This is a genomic window from Fretibacterium sp. OH1220_COT-178 (genome assembly GCF_003860125.1).
Classification (GTDB): domain Bacteria; phylum Synergistota; class Synergistia; order Synergistales; family Aminobacteriaceae; genus CAJPSE01.
On sequence record NZ_RQYL01000030.1, the window covers coordinates 12,769 to 32,321 of the forward strand.

Genomic DNA, 19,553 nt, shown 5'->3' on the forward strand with positions numbered 1-19,553 from the left:
GCGGATGGCGTCATCGAACAACAGCTTGGGATACGTCGTCGTCGAGGGGGCCGAGGGGCAGTTCCGCGGAGCCTCGCTCGTCGTCGACCTGCGGGGGATACCGATGGATTTCCGCTATACCGATCCGATCCGCCCCTCGCGGCTCGAACGCATCCTCTACGGCAGCGCGCTGGACGTCTATTTGCGCGAGGAGCTGATTTTGCAGAGCCTGATCGGTGCGGTCGAGGCCAACCCGCCGCTTTGGATCTGTTGCGAGGCGGACCTTACGGTCCCTCTGAAGACGGCGGGCAAGGGAAAGGCCCTGTGTCTTTCCGCGTCCACCCACGCTCCGCTCGAGGCGGCGGGGAGCGTGGAACCCACGGGGGAGCCCGAGGTCGTGCTGGTTCAGGCGGATTCCGTCAGCGCCCCCCTGCGCGCCGCCTTTCCGCCGGGCACACGGCCCGAGGAGATCAGGCAGGTTGCCGAGATGCTGGTCGATGCGGCCCGGACGATGGAGCTCCTGGAGCCCTTCGGCCGCATTCAGAAGGCGCTGGTCTCCCTGTCCGAGGAGTAGGCGTTTCCTTGTCCCTGTCGGAGATTCGGGATTACCTCTCGCGGCACTTTCTGGGGCGCGTCAAAGTCCATCGTCGCGTCGCGGCCCTGCCCGCTCCGGCTGTGCTGCCCCTGCGGCGCGAGGTGGCAACCCACGCGGTCCGCACGCATGCCAGGGTCCTGTCGGCCGAACTTCTTCCCATCGGTGGCCTGAATTGCTCGAGCCGTGATTTCCGTTTCTCCTCCGAGCTCGTCCGGGTGAAGGGGAGCCGCATCACGCGTTATGCTCCCCGGGAGCTTCGGATCGGGACGGCCCGGCCCCTGCGGGCATCCGTCCGTGCGGAGCTGAAGAGGGCGCAGGTCCTGCCTCAGGAGCGACGGAATCGCCTGCAGTGGCAGAAAGCCCGCCCGGCCGAGCCGGGCGTCATGGTTTTGGCCTGGTACGGTCCGATCGTGGAGGGGGCCGTCGCCAAGCTGACCCTGAATAAGCAGCGGGGGACGCTCCTGATCTGGTATAATCCCCAGAGCAGGCATTTCAACCCCAGGGGCCTGTACCTCTGTCGTCGGCTTGGGGTTCGGGAAAAGCCGGAATGGCGTTGGGTTTGACGTTGTCCCCGGAAGGGCGCCCGGGCAAGAGCGCGCTCCTTATAATACGCTTGGGAGGTTCGTAATTCGCATGACTGAGGAGAAGAAGGCGGAGACGTCTTCGGTGCGGGTGGGGGATTTGGCGGAGTGCACGGTGGAGCAGATCATGCCCTACGGTGCTTTTGTCCGTTTGCCTACGGGGCAGAGGGGGATGATCCACATCTCCGAGCTCTCGTTCAACTTCGTGAAGAAGGTGGAGGATGTTCTCTCGCTGCAGCAGAACATCAAGGCTCGGGTCATCAAGATCGACGAGAAGGGGCGCATCGACCTCTCCTTGAAGAAGGTCGAGGAACGTCCCCTGATCCAGGCCCCGGCCTCCCGCGAGGAAAAGGACAGCTTCGAGAAGAAGATGGCCTTCTTCCTCAAGACGAGCGAGGCCAAGATCGCGGACCTCAACAGCAAGATGAACGCCTCCAAGTCCGGTCGGAAGAAGTCGGGGGGACGTCCCAGAGGGTAGTGCCCCGTTACGGCTTGGGTGTCCCGCCGTTTCGCGCCGTGCGGGATCGGGGAAAGGTGTCCTTTGGAGCGGGCTCGGGGAGGGCGCTTTAGGGTGGACGTGTGTTTCGGTTTTCCCGGGGGGCGGACGCCTCCCTTTTTTTATAGGACCCTTCGCCCCGGGGAGCTGAGGGCGTTGGAGCGGCGGATGGAGGGGCATCGCTTCGACCCGTCCCTGATCCTGGGGGTGGGGCGTCCCTGCCGGTTTGGGGGCGCGCGCGTCCTCGTCTGCGCCCCTCTCGCCGGCCTGCGTCCCTTTCCAACGACCTTCTGGCTCGTCTGCCCCTGGCTGTTGCGTAAAATCGGGACGGTCGAGGCCCACGGGGGCGTCCGCCGCCTGGAGGATTGGCTGACGCGATGGGCGCCCGAAGCGTGGCGTCCGTACAATCGGGACCATCAGCTTCTTCGTCTGAAGCTGATGAGCCCTCTGGATCGGGAGCTGCTGCGCCGCTTCCGCCCCGGAGTCCTGGAGCGGCTGAGGCTCGGAGGGGTCGGGGGAATTCGCTACGGAGCGGAGATCCGCGTGAAGTGCGTGCACCTCCAGACGGCCTCGTGGCTCGGGCTCTCGCGGCACCCCGGGGAGCCTTGGCTGGTCGCGGAGGGGCTGGATGGGGATTGTGGCGGCGAGATGGTCCGCCTGTGTCTTGAATGACGGAGGGTGATGCGGATGTGGAAGGGGCGCTTTGGTGAGGACACCGCGCAGGTGCTGCAGAAGTTCGGCCAGTCCCTGGATCTGGACTGGCGCATGGCCGGGCACGACGTGCGGGGCAGCGTCGCCCACGTGAGGATGCTGGGGGCCGTGGGGCTGCTGAGCGCCGAGGAGGCCGCCAGGATCGAGGCGGGGCTGATGCGGGTCCTGGAGGAGATCCGGTCCGGCGCGCTCGAGCCCTCCGAGTCGCTGGAGGACGTTCACATGAACGTCGAGAACCGGCTGACGGCTCTAGAGCCCTCGGGGGCCCGTCTGCACACGGGCCGCAGCCGCAACGACCAGACCGCGACGACCGTGCGCCTCTACCTGCGGGACCGGCTTCTGGCCCTCGAAGAGGCGCTGCACGGTCTCCTGGCGGTGCTTTTGGACCGGGCGGAGCGCCATCGTCCCGTCATCGTCTCGGGCTACACGCACCTCCAGCAGGCGCAGCCCATCTCCCTCGGCCACTACTGGATGGCCTGGTTCGAGGCTTTTTTCAGGGACTGCGGACGCCTCGACTTCGCCCTGGACGCGCTGAACGAGTGCCCGCTGGGCGCCGGGGCGCTGGCGGGGTCCACGCTGCCCCTGGACCGGGAGATGACCGCGCGGCTGCTGGGCTTCGACCGCCCGACGCGCAACAGCCTGGACACGGTCGCCCAGCGGGACTACATGGCGGACTACCACCACTTCGCCGCGCTCTTCGCCGTGCACGTCTCCCGGCTTGCGGAGGACCTCATCATCTGGAGCACGCAGGAGTTCGGGTGGCTGAGGCTTCCGGACGCCTTCTGCACGGGGTCCAGCATGATGCCGCAGAAGAAGAATCCGGACGTCCTGGAGCTGGTCCGGGGCAGGACCGGCCAGGTGCTCGGGCACATGATGGACCTGCTGGTCACGCTGAAGGGGCTGCCCATGACCTACGACCGCGACCTTCAGGAGGACAAGCGCGGGCTCTGGGCCTCGATCGGCACGGTGGAGTCGGTCCTGGAGGTGCTGACGCCGATGCTCGCCCGGACCGAGGCGGACGAGGCGGCGGCACGGGCCGGCCTGGAGAAGGGGTTCGCTCTGGCGACCGACGTTGCGGAGTACCTGGTGCTGAAGGGCGTCCCGTTCCGCGAGGCGCACTGGAAGGTCGGCAGGCTGGTGAAGCACTGCATCGAGAGAGGAATCCGATTCGAGGACCTGACCCCGGAGGCGTGGCGGGAGCAGATCCCGGAGGCCGGTCCGGACGTTTTGGAACTGCTCTCCCTGGAGGCGAGCGTGGAGCGCCGGAACACCTACGGCGGTACGGGCTTCCGGCAGGTCGCGCTGCGCATCGCGGAGGGACGGGAGCGCCTGGCCGCTCGGCAAGACGCGCTGGCGGAGAGGCGAGGCCGTCTGGAACGGCAAACGTAAAGGGCCAAACGACGAAGCCCCGGCCTTGTCGGCCGGGGCTTCGTCGTCACTGGGCCGCGGGGACCGGAGGGGCGGAGGCCGCGAACGACAGCCCGTCGCCCTCGACGTCCACCGAGACGTGGCTGCCGGCGGCGAACTTCCCCGAGAGCAGGGAGTCGGCCAGGCGATCCTCGATGAGGGACTGGATGGCGCGGCGAAGGGGACGGGCGCCGTACTTGGGCTTGAAGCCCTTCTCCAGTATCCTGCTCTTCGCGCCGTCGCTGATGCCGATCAGGATGCCCTTTTTCTCCAGGCGCTCGCGCACCTCCAGGAGCATCGTGTCGACGATGCGCATCAGGCTCTCGCGGGAGAGCGGGCGGAAGACGGCCATCTCGTCGATGCGGTTCAGGAACTCCGGCCGGAAGGCCCGGTGCGCCTCGTCCAGGATGACGGTCCTCAGACGCTCCCAGTCCCGTGTCTCCGCGCTCTCCGCTGCGCCGAACCCCAGGGCGCTGCCCTGCTGGGCCTCCTTGGCCCCGATGTTGCTGGTCATGATGACCACGGTGTTGCGGAAGTCCACCTTGCGCCCCTGCCCGTCGGTCAGGTGCCCGTCCTCCAGAATCTGGAGCAGGACGTTGTAGACCTCGGGGTGGGCCTTCTCGATCTCGTCGAACAGCACGACGGAATAGGGGCGTCGGCGCACCGTCTCCGTGAGCTTGCCGCCGCTCTCGTGCCCCACGTAGCCGGGGGGGGCGCCCAGAAGCTTGGAGACCTCGTGCTTCTCCATGAACTCGCTCATGTCGATGCGGACCATGGCGTCCTCGCTGCCGAACAGGAAGCGGGCCAGGCAGCGGGCCAGCTCGGTCTTGCCCACCCCGGTCGGCCCCATGAAGAGGAAGCTCCCGATGGGGCGCCGCGGATCGCGAAGTCCCGTCCGGGCGCGGCGTATGGCCCTCGATACGGCGCCGACCGCCTCGTCCTGGCCGATGAGCCGGGCGGAGATCTCCTCCTCCATCCTCAGAAGCCGCTCGGACTCCGCTTCGGTGAGCTGCGTCACGGGGATCCCCGTCAGCTCGGAGACGACGTCGGCGATGTCCTCCGGAGTGACCGTGACGCGCTGTTGGGTCCGGTTCTCGCGCCACTCGGCCCGTGCGGCCTCCAGCTGGTCGGCCAGGGTGTGCTCCTCGTCCCTGAGCCGGGCCGCCGCCTCGAAGTTCTGCGCCAGCACGGCGCCCTCCTTCTGCCGGCGCGACTCCTCGAGGCGACGCTCCAGCTCCCGGATGGACTCGGGCGGGTCCAGGGTGCGGAGGCGGGACCGGGACCCGGCCTCGTCGATGAGGTCGATCCCCTTGTCGGGCAGGAAACGGTCCTGGACGTAGCGTGCGGAGAGCTGGGCGGCGGCCGACAGGGCGCCGTCCTCGATGGAGACCTGGTGGTGCGTCTCGTAGCGGTCGCGCAGGCCCTTCAGGATCAGAATGGTGTCCTCGATGCTGGGCTCCTCCACCCGGACGGGCTGGAAGCGGCGCTCCAGGGCGGCGTCGCGTTCGACGTACTTTCGGTATTCGTCCTGGGTCGTGGCCCCGATCATCTGAAAGGCGCCCCGGGAGAGGCTGGGCTTGAGGATGTTGGCGGCGTCCACGGCCCCCTCCGCGCTCCCCGCCCCGACGATGGTGTGCACCTCGTCGACGAACAGGATGACGTCGCCGGAGTCGCTGAGCTCCTTGACGATGCGCCGGAGACGCTCCTCGAACTCGCCCCGGTACTTCGTCCCCGCGACCAGGTTGCCGGTGTTCAGCTGGACGACGCGTTTGTCCTTCAGGGGCTCCGGCACCGCTCCGTCGGCGATCCTCTGGGCCAGTCCCTCGACGACGGCCGTCTTGCCCACGCCCGGGTCGCCGATCAGGACGGGGTTGCTCTTGGTCCGGCGGCAGAGCACCTGCATGATGCGGCGTATCTCCCGGTCGCGTCCGATGACGGGGTCCAGCTCGCCGTCGAGCCCCTTCTGGGTGAGGTCGATGCTCAGCTGGTCCAAAGTGGGGGTCCGGGAGCGCCCCTTCTTTCGGAGGCGGTCCGACAGCGGTTCGGCGTTCTGCCCCTTGGGGTCGGGGTTTCCCTCCCCCTCCTGCAGGATGGCCGCGATCTGCCTCTGGGCGGCTGCCGCGTCGACGCCCATCGTGAAGAAGTACTGAGAGACCAGGCTGTTGTCGTCGCCCAGGATGCCCAGCAGCATGTGCTCGGTATCCACGTAGTTGACGCCCATGTTACGCGCCTCGAGCATGGCGAGTTCGAGCGCCTTTTTCATGCGGGGGCTGAGCGGCAGGTCGATGGACTTCATGTTGGGCCGGGACTGGCCCATGGCCTCCTCGATCTGCGACTTGACGCGCTCCAGGTCCAGCCCCAGGGCGTTCATCGCCTGACAGGCCACGCCGCCCCCCTCGTGAATCAGGCCCAGCAGAATGTGTTCGGGCTCCACCATGGAGTGCCCCATCCGAAGCGCCTCGTGGTGGGCCAGTTGGATGACTTTTTTGCCGCGTTCCGTAAAAAATTGCCACATGGCTGTGCGTTCTCCTTGAAAAAAAGTGATCGGTTTCAGGCGAGCATCAGGCCGCGCAGCATTTTTTTCAGCATGTCGGCCTGAATGAGGTTGCGCTTGTGGGGCGAGAGGTCGAACTCGCTGCGCCCCAGCTCCTCCGCGTGCCGCAGAGCCACCTCGATGATCAGGCGCTCCCGGGCCGTGAGCAGGCCGCGCTCCTGGAGCGCCGGGAGCAGCTTCCGGCACTCCTGCTCCGTGATCGTCTCGCCGACGATATCGTCGATGTGGTGCAGCCTTTCCTCGGGATCCTCGCAGGAGATGCGCAGGATGCGGATGTAGCCGTGCCCGCCCCTCTGGCTCTCCACCAGAAAACCCCGTTCGGGGGTGAAACGGCTGCGGAGGACGTAGTTGATCTGGCTGGGCACGCAGCCGAACGTCTCGGCCAGCTCTTTGCGCCTCAGGGACACGATGGATTCGTCCCCCTCGGCGCCGAAGAGCTCGTGAATGTATTTTTCGATGGTTCGGGTCAGATTCGACAAAATGCGCTCCCTGCTTTCGAAAAAATTGAGGTCCTGTAGCGTCGTCCTTCATTCTAACTTTAAGGTCAGTTATAATCAATAATGAAAAATGCCGAGAGGCACCGAGTGACGTTTTGCGGCCGGGGACGTATACTTTTCGAGGGAGCGACGGTTGCATGTATGGACGGGACCCGCTGTGCGCGAGGTCTTGGCCGGTTCCCCGCAGGGTTTTTGAAAAAGGCTGCGGAGGCCGTCTTTGTTTTGTCGTCTGGAGGTTTTCGATTCGATGCCCAAACATGAGGAACGCGACAGGATGGACGATGAGGTCCTGACGCAGTCGGTGCTGCAGATTCGCTGTTTTCCCGACCCCGTGCTCAAGAAGCCCGCGGAGCCCGTGGAATGCTTCGACGCGGAGCTGCTGGATTTCGTGGAGAGGATGCGTGCCACGATGCGGATGAGCGATGGGGTCGGCCTGGCGGCCCCCCAGGTGGGGGAGTCCCGGAGGATCGCCATTGTGGAATATGACGGGCGCTCCTTCGTTCTGATCAATCCCCGGCTGCTCGAACAGAGGGACGAGCAGACCGGAGAGGAGGGGTGCCTGAGCTTCCCGGGCATCTATGCCGAGGTGCGGCGGCCCGCGTGGGTCCGGGTCGAGGCCCGGGACGAGAGAGGGGAGCTCCATATCCACGAGGTCGAGGGCTTTCTGGCCCGTGCGTTTTTGCACGAGATGGACCACCTGGACGGCAAGCTCTTCATCGAGTACCTCTCGCCCCTCAAGCGCGGAATGATCCGGAACAAAATGCGCAAGCGCGCGGCCGCGCCCCGGTGATGCGCCTGTGGTTCATGGGGAGCGGCGCGTTTGCGGCCCGGTGCCTGGCGCACATGAGCGCGTCGCTTCCCTTCGAGCGGGTGATCACGGGCGAACCCACCCGCGCCGGGCGCGGGCTGAAGGAGACCGTGTCCCGCGTCGAGGAGACCGCCGTGGCCCTGGGGCTCCCCCTGGAGCGGACGGGGCTCCTCTCCCGCAACGAAGCGCTGATGGGGGCCCTCGGCGCATCCCCGCCCGACGCCATCTTCGTCGTGGACTTCGCGCAGATGATTCGCGAGCCCTTCCTGGACGCGCCCCGCTGGGGCTGCTTCAACATCCACCCCTCGCTGCTTCCCCGCTGGCGCGGTGCGGCGCCCATCCAGCGCGCCCTGATGAACGGGGACGCCGAGACGGGGGTCACCGTCTTTCGGCTGGTGCGGAAGATGGATGCGGGGCCCGTCCTGCGTCAGGCATCTCTCCCCCTCGAGCCGTCCGCCACCGCGTCGGAGCTTTACGAAAAATTGAGCCTTAGGGGCAGCCAAATCGCCGTTGAAGGTGTACAATGTTTACAGAATAGCATGGATAATATGACTCAATTTTTAAAAGAGCAAGACGAATCCATCGCTACCTACGCGCCCAAGGTGGAAAAGGCCGAGGGGGAGGTCTCCTGGCTCTGGGACGCCCGCCGGGCGCACGACACGGTCCGCGCTTTGGACGCCTCCTTCGGGGCGTATGCGGCGGTCCGGGGTGCGCGTCTGAAGCTTTGGAGGACCCTGCCCGAGCCCGGGGCCGGAGGAGAGGCCGGGCGGGTGCTGCGGTTCTCCGAGGGATTTCCGGTCGTGGCCTTCGGTTCGGGGGCTCTTCGGCTCGAGGAGGTCCAGGCCGAGGGGAAGAGGAGGACCGGCGGGGGCGAATGGGCCAGGGGGATGCGTCTGAAAGAGGGGGATTTTCTGTGAGCGAGGGGCGTACCCTTGCGGATATGGCGGGGCTCTACGATTGGCCCCGTGTGGTGGCCGTCACCGGAGCTCTGGGTTCCGGCAAGACGGAGTTCGTCCTGAACCTGGCTCGGGGGCTCAAGGAGGCGGGAGAGCGCGTCACGATCGCGGATGCGGACATCATCAATCCCTATTTCTGCATCCGGCAGGTCTCGGACCAGTTGGAGCGCGAGGGGTTCACCGTGCTCAATCCCCCGGAGGCGGCCAAGTGGTCGGACATGTCCGTCCTGAATCCGAGCATCGCCCGGGCCATCGTGGACGAAGGGGCCCGGCTGATCCTCGACATCGGGGGGGATGCCGTGGGCGTCCGCGCTCTGACGCAGTTCGCTCCGGACCTGATTCGGGCGGGCTATCGGCTGCTCCTGGTCGTCAATGCCTTTCGTCCGGCGACGGGCAGCCCCGAGGCCATCGCCCGGATGCGGATCAAGATGGAGTCCCTGTGCGGGCTCGAAGTGGGGGGGCTGATCGCAAACTGCCACCTGATGGAGTCGACGACCGCCGCCGATGTGGCGGAGGGGGTGCGCGTGGTTCGGGACGCGGGGGAGAAGTTGAATCTCCCCGTCTTGTACGCAACGGTGCTGCCGGAGCTTCTGGAGGAGGCGGAGCGCCTTTTGGGCCCAGGCTCGGTGCCGCTCTGGCCGCTGGCCCGGTATATGCAGCGCCCCTGGGAGGGGGAGAGCATGTGGTCCGCCCCCGTCCGACAGGATGCGAGGGGCGGCGGATTGGTGTAAGGGAGGTCCTTCCGGTTCGGGAGTGGGGCCGGAAACGTTTTCGACGTCAGCAGACAGGAGAGGAGACGTAGAAACATGCCGAAGGGACGAGTGGAGGTTCGAGAGGATTACTGCAAGAGCTGCGGGCTTTGCGTGGCGGCATGCCCCAAGAAGGTCCTGAGGATTTCCGACAGGATCAATCCCAGGGGGTACCGTCCGGTGGAGCAGTTCCAGGACGGGTGCATCGCCTGCACGCTTTGCGCCCGGACGTGTCCGGACGTGGTTCTGACGGTCTATCGTACCGACGCGTAAGCTCAGGAGGGGGGATTGTCATGGCTAAAGTGTTGATGAAGGGAACGGAGGCCATCGCCGAGGCCGCGGTGCAGGCGGGTTGCAGGTACTTCTACGGTTATCCGATCACCCCGCAGAACGAGATACCCGAGTACATGTCGGCTCGTCTGCCGCAGGTGGGGGGCGTGTTTCTTCAGTGCGAGAGCGAGGTCGCGTCCATCAACGCCCTGATGGGCGGCGCGGCGACGGGGTACCGCGTCATGACCACCTCGTCGAGCCCCGGCATTTCCCTCATGGCGGAGGGGATGTCCTACATCGCGATGGGCGAGCTGCCCTGCGTCATCGTCAACGTGATGCGGGCCGGTCCCGGGCTCGGTGGCATCCTGCCCGCTCAGGGCGACTACTTCCAGGCGACGCGCAACGCGGGGCACGGGGATTACCGCATGCTCGTCCTGGCGCCCGACAACCTTCAGGAGGCCGTGGACCTGGTCCAGGACGGATTCGACCTGTCTCAGAAGTATAGAACGCCGGTGATGGTGCTGGCGGACGGCTTCATGGGGCAGATGATGGAGGCCGTGGAGATCAAGACTCGAGAGGTCGCCGCTCCCGAAAGCAACGCGGAGTGGGCTTTGGGCTGGCGCAAGGAGCGTGGCGGCCAGCGTACGATCATCTACAATCTCAAGCTGAACCCGGAGGACCTGGAGGAGCGCGTGACGCACCTTCAGCAGAAATACCTGAAGATCCGTGAGGACGAGCAGCGGTTCGAGCGCTACCGGGTGGACGATGCGGAGCTGGTGATCGCCGCCTACGGGACGACGAGCCGCATGGCCCGCACGGCGATCGACCGCCTGAGGGAGGAGGGGCTCAAGGTGGGGCTGATCCGGCCCATCACCCTCTGGCCCTACCCGGTGAAGGGTTTCCAGAACCTGCCCGCATCGGTCAAAATGCTGCTGGATGTCGAGATGAGCTCGGAGTTTCAGATGCTGGACGACGTCAAGATTGCGACCGAGTGCCGGCTGCCCGTGGAGACCTTCGGCCGTTGGGGCGGCTTCACGCCGTCCGTGCACGAGATCGAGGACCGCTGCAGGGAACTGCTTGGAAAGAAATAGACGGGGGGCGAGAAGATGAGCGATACGAAAGTTTTTGAGATGACAAAGACCTGGCAGAGGGACGTCCACACCCACTACTGCCCGGGCTGTACCCATGGAGTGGCTCACCGCCTGGTCTGCGAGGCCATCGACGAGCTGGGCATTCAGGAGGACACGATCGGCATCGCCCCGGTGGGATGCGCCGTCATCATGCACCAGTACATCGATGTGGATTTCATCGAGGCCGCTCACGGCCGCGCGCCGGCCCTGGCCTACGGCATCAAGGCCGTCAGGCCGGACAAGATCGTCTTCTCCTACCAGGGCGACGGCGATCTGGCCTCGATCGGGATGGGGGAGGTCGTCCACGCGGTCAACCGGGCCTGGCCCCTGACGATCATCTTCATCAACAACGCCATCTACGGCATGACCGGCGGGCAGATGGCGCCCACGACCCTGCTGGGGCAGAGGGCCACCACCTGCCCCTCGGGACGCGACGCCTACGTCAACGGCTATCCCATCCGGATGAGCGAGATGCTGGCCACCCTGGAGGGACCGGCCTACATCGAGCGCGTGGCGCTCTCCCAGCCCAAGTACATCATGCAGGCCAAGGCCGCGATCAAGAAGGCGTTCCAGAACCAGATGGACAAGAAGGGCTTCTCGTTCGTCGAGGTGCTCTCCACCTGCCCCACCAACTGGGGCATGCGTCCCGTGGATGCCTTGAAATGGCTGGAGGAAAACATGATGCCCTACTACCCCCTGGGCGTCAAGAAGGATTTCGAGTGAGGAGGGCGGTGCCGTCATGGACAAGAAAAGCGAGGGCAAGAAGTTCGAGCGCACGCTGGTTGCGGCCGGGTTCGGCGGACAGGGCCTGATGGTGCTGGGGCAGCTCGTCGCCTACACGGGCAATGCGGAAGGGCGCAACGTCTCCTGGCTCCCCTCCTACGGCCCCGAGATGCGGGGCGGTACGGCCAACTGCAGCGTCGTGATCTCCGACGAGAAGGTGGGGTCCCCGGTCGTCTCCGATGCGGATGCCGTGGTGGTGATGAACCAGCCGTCCCTGACCAAGTTCAAGGACGACGTCAAGAAGGGCGGCGTCCTGCTCTACAACAGCGATCTGGTCAAAGTGGAAGGTGAGAATATCCGCAGCGACATCCGAGCCATCGCCGTCCCGGCCAACACGATCGCCAACGACAACGGCAGCGACAAGGTGGCGAACATCGTCATGCTGGGGGCCCTCGTTGCCGCGACCGACCTGGTGAGCGACTCGATGTGCGTCGAGATGATCAAGGAGAAGCTGGGCAAGAAGAAGCCGCAGTTCCTGCCCATGAACCTGAACGCTTACGAGGCGGGCAAGGCCCTGGTGAAATAGCGGCCCGCGGTTGTCTCTCCGAGGGGGGCCGCTCGCTTTAAAAGAGAGTTGAGCCACCGGCCGGTCCGCATAACCTCTGTTTCCTGAGGGGCTTAATGGGATAATGAGAAGACCAAGGGGCATCCCCTTGGTCTTCTCATTTCGTTCATGAGTCCATGAGTCGAGTTCAATCAGGATAGTACTGGAGCGTCAGGTCTCGTTCCTTGCACCATTCCGTCCAGGTTTTTTCTTTGAAGTCAGTATCCTTGGCGTAATTGTAGAACTGTTGCAAGAAAATACGCCGCTCCACGGACGCTTTCATTCTGTAATGTTTTTTACCCGTAAGGGCCAATTCGGCACGTACATCTACGGGCCCTATGAGTCCTTGCCGAGCTGCAATATCGTCAAAACTTGCCACTTTATAGCTCTTGTAAATGTCCGTCATCACCATAAAGTTTGTAGTGCGCCCTTCACCGGCGTAACAATGCATGAACAGCCACTCGTCGTCGGGGAGACCTGCCATGAAGGCTACAAACAGATCGACTTCGTGATCGTCGGGGCGAAAATGGTTGGTGTCCGCAAAACGCACATATTTAGCGCCTTTGCTTCTCACAAATTCCCCCTCGCTCATGATTACTGGTTTCTTGTACTCCAGCATAGGGCTGTCGTAGTCCGCCCCCCAATTTTTGGTTTGATACATCTTGATGTGATCCTGCTTTTTTAAGTCGTCAAGGAGTTTCGTCTCTATTTCGAGCACTTTTTCCGTAGGAATTCCTTCGTTGACGTAATTATTGGGTATCCAATACATAAACACATTGCCGTCGATCAAACCATGTGTTTCACCACGCAGATCGAGCACGGTCAGCTTGTCTGGCGTTACGCCGACCTTTTCTTTGAGGGTGGCCAAAACCCAGTCAAATTGCTTTGCCGTAAAATCAGCTCCACCACTGGTGCGCAATGTGTCCATACCGGCCCGGCTTACCTCGGTCTTGTACCCCAGCTCTTTCAGTTTATCTAATTTTTCCGTTGGAAAGGGGTCTATCGACATTCGCCAGTTGGGGTATTTAAAATCTGCAGGCAGGTCTTCGTTGAGAAAGTCGACCTTCCAAACCGGTGTTGGCTCGGCCGCATTCGACTGAGAGTATAGAAAGCCAAACAAAATGAAGGACGCCATCATCCAAAGTCCAAATACACGCCGCAACATAAAAACCTCCTTTATAAATTAAATGAAAAATTTATGCCGAGCTTTGCTGTCGTTCACTTTATCAATATAAGTTTTTAATGTCAAATTTTATTGCGAGAAAGATCGAATCTTTAGATGGGGTTTCAGATGAAATCTGTTTCTCTCCTTTTCCATCGAACATCGTTGGAGGTATCGTGAGGTCCTTGAAAATAAAAGACGCGTACTGCTGGGACGATAAGATGGCCTGTCTGTTTGTTAAAATTTAAGAAGCTGTGTTGCCTGTTTGTGCTTTTTCCGTTTTTTATCGCGTTGTCGAAAGGGGTCGGTGGGGAACATGGTGACGAACGGGACGACGGACTCGGAGCGCTGCGTCTCCAGCCGCCGGGTCTACGAGGGGCGCATCCTGAACCTGAGGGTGGACGAGGTGGCGCTCGCAAACGGCCGGGCGGCGAAGCGCGAGGTCGTGGAACACGCCGCCGCGGTGGGGGTCCTGGCCCTGGCGGACGGCGGCCGTGTCCTCCTGGTGCGCCAATACCGCTACGCCGTCGGGGAGGAGACGCTCGAGATCTGCGCCGGGCTGGTGGAGGAGGGGGAGGACCCGCGGGAGGCAGCGGTGCGCGAGATGCAGGAGGAGCTCGGGGTCCGGCCCGAGCGGCTGCGGGAGATCGGGCGCTTTTTCGCCTCGCCGGGCTTCTGTACGGAGCTGCTGATCCTGTTCCTGGCGGAGGGGCTCACGCCCTCGCGCCTGCCGCAGGACGAGGACGAGGACGTCTCCGTGGCGGAGATTCCCCTTGAGGATATCCCGATCAGGATGGCCGAGGGGGCGTTCCGGGACTCCAAGACCTATGCGGCTCTGGCCTGGCTGATGGCCCGAGAGGGGCTGCGGCCGCAGTCATGAGCTTCGCCGGTTTTGTCCGCGCCCCGTCCTCTCGGAGGTCCGGGGCCGCCGGAGCGGAGAGGGAAGCGGGATGACCGTCGCGCGTGAGGGGGTTCTGTTCCTGCGTCACGGCAATCTGTGGACGGGGGACTCGCGCCGTCCCCGGGCGGAGTCGATGCTCGTCCGGGGGGACAGGATCCTGGCGGTGGGGAGCGACGAGGCGTTGTCGAATCTTCCCGAGGCGGCCGGGGCGGTGCGGTACGAGTTGAACGGCGTCTCGGTCCTGCCGGGATTCAGCGACTGCCACATCCACGTCTTGGCCTCCGCGAAGGCGATGTACGCCGTGGACCTGAGCGCGTGCGGAAGTTTTGAAGAGGTGCGGCGGCGCATCGAGGCCCATGGGGCGTCGGTCCCTCCGGACACTTGGGTCTACGCGACGAACCTCAACGAGGCCCGGTGGGACGCCCCCGTGCTGCCGGATGCGGAAACGCTGGACCGCATCGCGATCCCCAACCCGCTGCTGATCCATCGCGTGTGCACTCACGCCACGCTGCTGAACTCCAGGGCCCTGGAGCTCGTCGGGGAGGAGGCCTTCGATGGGATCGCCGGGGTCGGCAGGGACGCGGCGGGCCGGTTGAGCGGCGTGCTGGTCGAGGCAGCCCAGCTCCCCGCGCATCGGGCCCTTCGCCGGTCCCTTTACACCCGGTCCAGGCTCCTGAAGTACCTGGAGGGCTTTCTGGAGCGTGCCGCCTCGCTGGGGCTGACCTCGCTGCACACCTGCGGGGCCTCCAGCCTGGGGATGGTCGAGGACCTGTCCCTCTACCAGGAGATGCAGAGGCTGGGGACGCTGCGGTGCCGGATCTTTTCGGTCCACGACGAGTTTTCGGTGCCGCCCATGTCCGCGGGTCTGAGGGACGGCTGGGTGACCTACGAGGGGTTCAAGCTCTTCCTGGACGGCAGCCTGGGGGCGCGTACGGCGGCGCTTTCGTCCCCGTACGCGGACGCCGGGGGCTCGGGGATGCTGCTCCACACGCATCGGTATTTGATGGAGGCCATGGAGAAGGCCGTCGAGCGCGGCAACATAATCCTCAGCCACGCGATCGGGGACGCCGCCGTGGAGCAGCTGCTCGATGTGATCGAGGCGCTCGGGGCGAAGGGAACGGTCCCCGCCTTCCCCTACCTGCTGAATCACGTGCAGGTCTGCCGTCCCGATCAGCTCGAGAGGATGCGTACCCTTCCCGTGGCGTGCGTCGTACAGCCCACCTACGTCGCCTCGGACATCGACATGGCCCCCGCCCGCCTCGGGGAGAGGGAACGCTGGACCTGCATGTGGAAGCGCTTCGTGGATGCGGGGGTGATGCTCTGCGGCTCGAGCGACGCACCGATAGAGGAGCTCAACCCCCTCTACGCGATCTGGAACCTGGTCAACCGGACCGACGACGCCGGAATCAGGGAGTGGAACCCGGACCAGAAGCTGACGCTCGACGAGGCCCTGCACGTCTACACGGTCAACCCCGCCAGGGCGTACGGGACCTGGGGGTGGAACGGAAGCCTCTCCGCCGGAAAGGCGGCGGACTTCCTGATCCTGGACCGCGACCTCTTCGCGATCCATCCCATGGAGCTCCGAGAGGCTGCGGTTGCGCACACCTTCGTGGACGGGAGGGCGACTCACGGAGGGTTGCAGGGGTGGCCCTGAGCGCCGCGTCGAAAGGGAGTCCGCTTCCGTTCGGGCGAACTCCTCGAGGGCGTGCGGCGGTACTCATGACCACACGGCGCCGGGGCGGCCCGGCGCCGTGTTTGAGAGAACAGTTTCTAAGCGGTGCGCCCTACGGCAGTATGGCGAACGCCCGGGCCGGGAAGCCGGAGCCCTTGTAGGGCTTGGGCCAGGAGGCGACGATCAGGGCGCCCCACTCGGGCACCTGGTCGAGGTTGGCCAGCAGCTCGATCTGATAGATGTCCCGGGAGAGCACGTAGGTCTCCCCGGGAAGGCTGCCGGTGCAGCCCGGGTCCGTATCCGTCGTCTCGTGCCCCAGGGCGCGGACGTGCCGCTCCTCGCAGAGAACCTTCAGGAGCTCCATGCCCCAGCCCGGAAAGTGGGCGGTGCCGGCGGCATCGGTGTTGGCGAAGGCGGCCTTGTCCGGCCAGCGCTTGTGCCAATCCGTGCGCAGGGCGACGAAGGCGCCCTCGGGCAGGCGTCCGTTTCGTCGTTCCCAGTCCGCCAGGTCCTCCGGGGCCCCCGCGTAGTCCGGATTTTTCGCGGCCTTCTCGTGGACGTCCAGGACGGCGAGGGGGCAGATCATCTCCTTCACGTCCAGCTCGTCCAGGGTCCGCATCCCCTTGATGAAGTGCGCGGGCGGGTCGACGTGGGTGCCCCACTGGCCGCAGTGCGTGTAGAGGTGGGACAAAAAGCCCGAGCCCAGGGTTCCGATTCCCTCGTCCTGATGGTAGAGGGTCTCCATCCTGGAGGAGGGAAAACCCGGCCAATGCGGAATGTTGGAGGAGAACGTGTGGGTAAGGTCCACGAAGCGCTTGCTCTTCAGGACCTCGAAGATCTCCAGCAGGCTGGCGTCGTTCAGGGGACGGTTCATGGCGTTCGCTCCTTTCGTCGGCTCCGGTGGGTAGGCAGGGGCTCGGTCAGACCGCTGCGATCCTGGAGCAGATGAGGTCTCCGAGCCGTTGGAGGCCCGTTTCGATCCTCTCCGGCGGATTGCTGCCGAAGCTCATGCGCATACAGTTGCGGCCCCGGCCGTCCCTCTCGGTGAAAAATCCCTCCCCGGCGACGAAGGCGACCTTGACCTCGGGATTGCTTGTGGATGCCTTGAGCAATTCGGCGGTGTCGATCCCCTTGGGCAGCTCCACCCAGGTGAACAGCCCTCCTTCGGGGTCACTGTGCTTCGTCCCGGGCGGAAAATGGCGGTCGATGCCGCCGAGCATGGCGTCTCTGCGCTCGCGGTACAGATCGCACAGTTTTTTGTGGTGAGCGGGGAATAGGCCGCGCTTGAAGAATTCCGCGCACAGGATCTGCGGCAGCATGGAGGTGTGGGAGTTCGTCGCGGACTTGACGTCCGTCAGATGGGCGATGGCGTCGGCCTCTCCCACGACGTAGCCCAGGCGGCAGCCCGGAGAAAAAATCTTGGAGAAGCTGTTGGCCACGATGACGTTGCCGGTCCTGTCGAAATGCTTGATCGGGGGGAGGTCGGCGCCCCCGTAGCGGATGTCCCGGTACGGGTCGTCCTCCAGGACCAGGATGTCGTACCTGGAGGCCAGCTCGGCCACCTTTTTCCTTCGCTCCAGGCCGAGAGTCCGACCGCTCGGGTTCTGGAACGTGGGGACCGTGTAGAGCATCTTGGGGCGGAATTTTTGGATCTTCTCCTCGAGCTCCTCCGTGACCAGGCCGCCCTCGTCCATGCTCACCCCGACGCACGTCGCCTCGAACATGTCGAAGATCTCGACGGAGTGGACGAAGGTCGGAGACTCCACCAGGATGACGTCGCCCGGATCGATATACGCCTGGCAGATCAGGTTGATTCCCTCCAGGCCCCCGGCCACGATCATCACGTTCTCCATCCGGCACTCCACGCCCTTGGGCTTGAGCAGTACGTCGATAACGACCTCCCGCAGGTCGCGGATGCCGGCGATGGGACCGTACTGAAGCGCCTCCACGCCCCGCGTATCGGCCCGAAGCGCCTCGTCGGCGATCTGCCGGACGGCCTCGATCGGCAGGGCCTCCTTTGCGGGGGCTCCTCCCCCAAAGGAGATGATTTGAGGATCCGTCATCGACCCGAAGAGGTTTTTCACGACATTGGCCGTGTACTCCATCTTCTTCATGCGCTTCGCATAGGCAATCATTCGTCCTCGCCTCCCGTCCTGTGCGCTATGCAAAAAGTTTCCGCATCATGCCTTTTGCATCGTTTTTCTCATGTTAACCCAAACTTTCAATTCAGTAAAGTGCATGGATTTATCCCTAAACGCAACAGTTGGGCGTACGGTGGGGAGCTTTACAAGAGACGGAACGAGATCGAACGTCTTTTCTGCAGGGTTGAAAGATTTCGTCGCATCGCTACACGGTACGATAAGTTGGATGTTATTTTCTTTGGCTTCCTGCTCTTAGGTAACACCCCCCGGCCCGCACGGTGTCCTACGGAACCGGAGGATATCCCTCCCGGGAGGAGGCGCCGAGGCGGTTTTTCCGGGGCGCCCGGCCGGTTTCCGCCCTTTTTGTTATAATGGCTTCGAGTTCGGAGGGGGGACGGTGGAGATGACCTTCAGGGATACGACACCGAAGGGTCGGGGGCGTACCCGCACGGACGGGAGCGCGGAGAAAGGGGATTCGGACCTCTTCTATTCTCCGCGTTCCGGGACCAGGGCGCAGATTCTCCGAGACATCGGCCGGGGGCGGGTCTGCCCTTTGGTCGACGTCCTCTTCAAGTTCCTGTTCGGGAGGCCGGACCGTTCGGAACTCTTTCTCGACCTGCTCAACGCCCTGGTGTTTCCGGACGGAGAGCGGGCGTTCTCGTCGGTCTCCTTCATCAACAACGAGCTGTCGCCCCTGCGCTCGTCCGGGAAGGGCAGCCGCCTCGACATCGCTGCGCGCCTGGACGGAGAGCTGGTCAATCTGGAGGTTCAGGTCCGGCCCGACCCGGACTACCTGAAGCGGACCCTTTATTACTGGTCTTTGCTGTACTCCGCGACCCTGGAGCGCGGGGCGGACTATACCGAAACGGTGCGGACGATTTCGTTGAACCTTCTGGACTTCGAGCTCTTTCCGGAGGAGCGGGAGTGCCGCAACAGCTACTCCATCCGTAACGACGCGAGCGGCCGCCGACTGTGCGAAGACCTTCAGATCGTGTATTTCGAGCTGCCGAAGGACAGGATGGAGAGGAGGGCCGGCCGGCGGCCCCGCAACAAGCTGGAGCGCTGGCTGGGATATCTTGACGGGATGCGGGGTGACGAGATGGGCCGAATTGCGGAGGAGGAACCGAGGATCGGAGAGGCGCTGCTTCTGGAGCGCGAGTTTTTTCAGGACCGGGACCAGCGTTTGGCGTACATCGTGGACCTGATGAACCACTGGGACGAAGGCCGCTACAGGGAGAGACTCGAGGCGGCAGCTCTGGCGAAGGGAAGGGCCGAGGGCGAAGCGAAGGGAAGGGCCGATACCGCACGGCGGATGCTGTCGCATGGCCTGTCCCCGGAGCAGATTGCGGAGTATACGGGGCTGTCCCCGGACGAGATAGAGGCCCTGAGGAACGCTCGGCCCTAACCGGTCCCGGCTGGCGGATCCCTGAAAACAGGCTAAAAGGACGGCCTCTGATCGGGGCCGTCCTTTTGTTGTGTTTTGAAAACCCCCGGCTCGGCCGGGGGTTCAGGTAGCTTCTAGCTATGAGAAGTATTTTCCCTCAAGTAAAGTGAGAGGACGCCGATCCGCATCACGATACAGGAGGGAAAAGTGGACAAGGGAACCTTAGCACATAC

The 19,553-nt window shown here is 64.2% G+C and carries 20 protein-coding genes and 1 pseudogene; 16 read left to right on the forward strand and 5 right to left on the reverse strand.

All coding sequences use genetic code 11. The features are described from left to right. The first annotated feature begins 4 nt into the window (after positions 1–4). From EII26_RS11235 to argH, 5 genes are all read left to right on the forward strand, one after another. Positions 5–553 (forward strand): hypothetical protein, encoded by a 549-nt coding sequence (locus EII26_RS11235; RefSeq protein WP_124889255.1) that lies wholly within the window; start codon positions 5–7, stop codon positions 551–553. Positions 554–561: 8 nt separating this feature from the next. Further along, positions 562–1,137, forward strand: a complete 576-nt coding sequence (locus EII26_RS11240) for a hypothetical protein (RefSeq protein WP_124889256.1) — start codon at positions 562–564, stop codon at positions 1,135–1,137. A gap of 70 nt (positions 1,138–1,207) precedes the next feature. Next, positions 1,208–1,633 (forward strand): S1 RNA-binding domain-containing protein, encoded by a 426-nt coding sequence (locus tag EII26_RS11245; RefSeq protein WP_124889257.1) that lies wholly within the window; start codon positions 1,208–1,210, stop codon positions 1,631–1,633. Between the two features lie 93 nt (positions 1,634–1,726). Then, positions 1,727–2,323, forward strand: coding sequence for a DUF501 domain-containing protein (locus tag EII26_RS11250; RefSeq protein WP_124889258.1), 597 nt, complete (start codon positions 1,727–1,729; stop codon positions 2,321–2,323). Positions 2,324–2,338: 15 nt separating this feature from the next. After that, positions 2,339–3,751, forward strand: coding sequence for an argininosuccinate lyase (gene argH / locus EII26_RS11255; RefSeq protein WP_124889259.1), 1,413 nt, complete (start codon positions 2,339–2,341; stop codon positions 3,749–3,751). 46 nt (positions 3,752–3,797) lie between these two features. On the opposite strand, the gene EII26_RS11260 is transcribed toward argH, so the two are convergent. Together EII26_RS11260 and EII26_RS11265 are read right to left on the reverse strand one after the other, a co-directional pair. Further along, positions 3,798–6,284 carry an ATP-dependent Clp protease ATP-binding subunit gene (locus EII26_RS11260; protein WP_124889260.1) on the reverse strand — a complete coding sequence of 829 codons (2,487 nt, stop codon included), beginning with the start codon at positions 6,282–6,284 and terminating at the stop codon, positions 3,798–3,800. A gap of 35 nt (positions 6,285–6,319) precedes the next feature. Further along, positions 6,320–6,802, reverse strand: coding sequence for a CtsR family transcriptional regulator (locus EII26_RS11265; protein WP_124889261.1), 483 nt, complete (start codon positions 6,800–6,802; stop codon positions 6,320–6,322). 265 nt (positions 6,803–7,067) lie between these two features. Between EII26_RS11265 and def the strand changes: the two genes are divergently transcribed. The 7 genes from def (at position 7,068) to EII26_RS11300 (ending at position 12,042) form a co-directional block, all read left to right on the forward strand. Beyond that, positions 7,068–7,610, forward strand: coding sequence for a peptide deformylase (gene def / locus EII26_RS11270; protein WP_124889262.1), 543 nt, complete (start codon positions 7,068–7,070; stop codon positions 7,608–7,610). Further along, positions 7,610–8,545, forward strand: a complete 936-nt coding sequence (locus EII26_RS11275) for a methionyl-tRNA formyltransferase (RefSeq protein WP_233572728.1) — start codon at positions 7,610–7,612, stop codon at positions 8,543–8,545. The genes def and EII26_RS11275 overlap by 1 nt, the downstream gene beginning before the upstream one ends. Then, positions 8,542–9,315 (forward strand): hypothetical protein, encoded by a 774-nt coding sequence (locus EII26_RS11280; protein ID WP_124889264.1) that lies wholly within the window; start codon positions 8,542–8,544, stop codon positions 9,313–9,315. The genes EII26_RS11275 and EII26_RS11280 overlap by 4 nt, the downstream gene beginning before the upstream one ends. A gap of 75 nt (positions 9,316–9,390) precedes the next feature. Continuing rightward, on the forward strand, positions 9,391–9,606 hold the full coding sequence (locus tag EII26_RS11285) for a 4Fe-4S dicluster domain-containing protein (RefSeq protein ID WP_124889265.1): 216 nt from the start codon (positions 9,391–9,393) through the stop codon (positions 9,604–9,606). Between the two features lie 20 nt (positions 9,607–9,626). Continuing rightward, on the forward strand, positions 9,627–10,694 hold the full coding sequence (vorB, locus tag EII26_RS11290; RefSeq protein ID WP_124889266.1) for a 3-methyl-2-oxobutanoate dehydrogenase subunit VorB: 1,068 nt from the start codon (positions 9,627–9,629) through the stop codon (positions 10,692–10,694). 15 nt (positions 10,695–10,709) lie between these two features. Beyond that, positions 10,710–11,456 carry a thiamine pyrophosphate-dependent enzyme gene (locus tag EII26_RS11295; protein ID WP_124889267.1) on the forward strand — a complete coding sequence of 249 codons (747 nt, stop codon included), beginning with the start codon at positions 10,710–10,712 and terminating at the stop codon, positions 11,454–11,456. 16 nt (positions 11,457–11,472) lie between these two features. Beyond that, on the forward strand, positions 11,473–12,042 hold the full coding sequence (locus EII26_RS11300; RefSeq protein ID WP_124889268.1) for a 2-oxoacid:acceptor oxidoreductase family protein: 570 nt from the start codon (positions 11,473–11,475) through the stop codon (positions 12,040–12,042). A gap of 166 nt (positions 12,043–12,208) precedes the next feature. On the opposite strand, the gene EII26_RS11305 is transcribed toward EII26_RS11300, so the two are convergent. Beyond that, positions 12,209–13,225, reverse strand: coding sequence for a hypothetical protein (locus EII26_RS11305; RefSeq protein ID WP_124889269.1), 1,017 nt, complete (start codon positions 13,223–13,225; stop codon positions 12,209–12,211). A gap of 313 nt (positions 13,226–13,538) precedes the next feature. On the opposite strand from EII26_RS11305, the gene EII26_RS11310 reads away from it, so the two are divergent. Together EII26_RS11310 and EII26_RS11315 are read left to right on the forward strand one after the other, a co-directional pair. Further along, complete coding sequence (locus tag EII26_RS11310; RefSeq protein WP_124889270.1) at positions 13,539–14,102, forward strand: NUDIX hydrolase; 564 nt, start codon at positions 13,539–13,541, stop codon at positions 14,100–14,102. 70 nt (positions 14,103–14,172) lie between these two features. Then, the gene (locus EII26_RS11315; RefSeq protein WP_124889271.1) at positions 14,173–15,777 is read left to right on the forward strand and encodes an amidohydrolase; all 1,605 of its coding nucleotides are present in this window, start codon (positions 14,173–14,175) and stop codon (positions 15,775–15,777) included. A 130-nt stretch (positions 15,778–15,907) separates the two neighbouring features. Here EII26_RS11315 and EII26_RS11320 read toward each other — a convergent pair whose 3' ends face one another. Both EII26_RS11320 and EII26_RS11325 read right to left on the reverse strand, forming a co-directional pair. Continuing rightward, positions 15,908–16,669: a cyclase family protein gene (locus tag EII26_RS11320; protein WP_124889272.1), complete on the reverse strand. Its 762-nt coding sequence runs from the start codon at positions 16,667–16,669 to the stop codon at positions 15,908–15,910. A 46-nt stretch (positions 16,670–16,715) separates the two neighbouring features. Next, positions 16,716–17,930 (reverse strand): aminotransferase-like domain-containing protein, encoded by a 1,215-nt coding sequence (locus EII26_RS11325; protein ID WP_124889273.1) that lies wholly within the window; start codon positions 17,928–17,930, stop codon positions 16,716–16,718. A 147-nt stretch (positions 17,931–18,077) separates the two neighbouring features. On the opposite strand from EII26_RS11325, the pseudogene EII26_RS11330 reads away from it, so the two are divergent. Continuing rightward, positions 18,078–18,173, forward strand: a pseudogene (locus EII26_RS11330) (IS5-like element ISCARN85 family transposase); the annotation flags it as partial. Between the two features lie 166 nt (positions 18,174–18,339). Next, positions 18,340–19,341 carry an Rpn family recombination-promoting nuclease/putative transposase gene (locus EII26_RS11335; protein ID WP_124889274.1) on the forward strand — a complete coding sequence of 334 codons (1,002 nt, stop codon included), beginning with the start codon at positions 18,340–18,342 and terminating at the stop codon, positions 19,339–19,341. Positions 19,342–19,553: the final 212 nt, after the last annotated feature.

Bases quoted from the DNA above. Each gene is read 5' to 3' on its own strand.
- EII26_RS11275 (WP_233572728.1), top strand. From the start codon at position 7,610: ATGCGCCTGTGGTTCATGGGGAGCGGCGCGTTTGCGGCCCGGTGCCTG.
- vorB (WP_124889266.1), top strand. From the start codon at position 9,627: ATGGCTAAAGTGTTGATGAAGGGAACGGAGGCCATCGCCGAGGCCGCG.
- EII26_RS11315 (WP_124889271.1), top strand. From the start codon at position 14,173: ATGACCGTCGCGCGTGAGGGGGTTCTGTTCCTGCGTCACGGCAATCTG.
- EII26_RS11300 (WP_124889268.1), top strand. From the start codon at position 11,473: ATGGACAAGAAAAGCGAGGGCAAGAAGTTCGAGCGCACGCTGGTTGCG.
- EII26_RS11285 (WP_124889265.1), top strand. From the start codon at position 9,391: ATGCCGAAGGGACGAGTGGAGGTTCGAGAGGATTACTGCAAGAGCTGC.
- def (WP_124889262.1), top strand. From the start codon at position 7,068: ATGCCCAAACATGAGGAACGCGACAGGATGGACGATGAGGTCCTGACG.
- EII26_RS11305 (WP_124889269.1), bottom strand. From the start codon at position 13,225: ATGTTGCGGCGTGTATTTGGACTTTGGATGATGGCGTCCTTCATTTTG.
- EII26_RS11325 (WP_124889273.1), bottom strand. From the start codon at position 17,930: ATGATTGCCTATGCGAAGCGCATGAAGAAGATGGAGTACACGGCCAAT.
- EII26_RS11235 (WP_124889255.1), top strand. From the start codon at position 5: ATGGCGTCATCGAACAACAGCTTGGGATACGTCGTCGTCGAGGGGGCC.
- argH (WP_124889259.1), top strand. From the start codon at position 2,339: ATGTGGAAGGGGCGCTTTGGTGAGGACACCGCGCAGGTGCTGCAGAAG.
- EII26_RS11310 (WP_124889270.1), top strand. From the start codon at position 13,539: ATGGTGACGAACGGGACGACGGACTCGGAGCGCTGCGTCTCCAGCCGC.
- EII26_RS11245 (WP_124889257.1), top strand. From the start codon at position 1,208: ATGACTGAGGAGAAGAAGGCGGAGACGTCTTCGGTGCGGGTGGGGGAT.
- EII26_RS11260 (WP_124889260.1), bottom strand. From the start codon at position 6,284: ATGTGGCAATTTTTTACGGAACGCGGCAAAAAAGTCATCCAACTGGCC.
- EII26_RS11320 (WP_124889272.1), bottom strand. From the start codon at position 16,669: ATGAACCGTCCCCTGAACGACGCCAGCCTGCTGGAGATCTTCGAGGTC.
- EII26_RS11335 (WP_124889274.1), top strand. From the start codon at position 18,340: ATGACCTTCAGGGATACGACACCGAAGGGTCGGGGGCGTACCCGCACG.
- EII26_RS11295 (WP_124889267.1), top strand. From the start codon at position 10,710: ATGAGCGATACGAAAGTTTTTGAGATGACAAAGACCTGGCAGAGGGAC.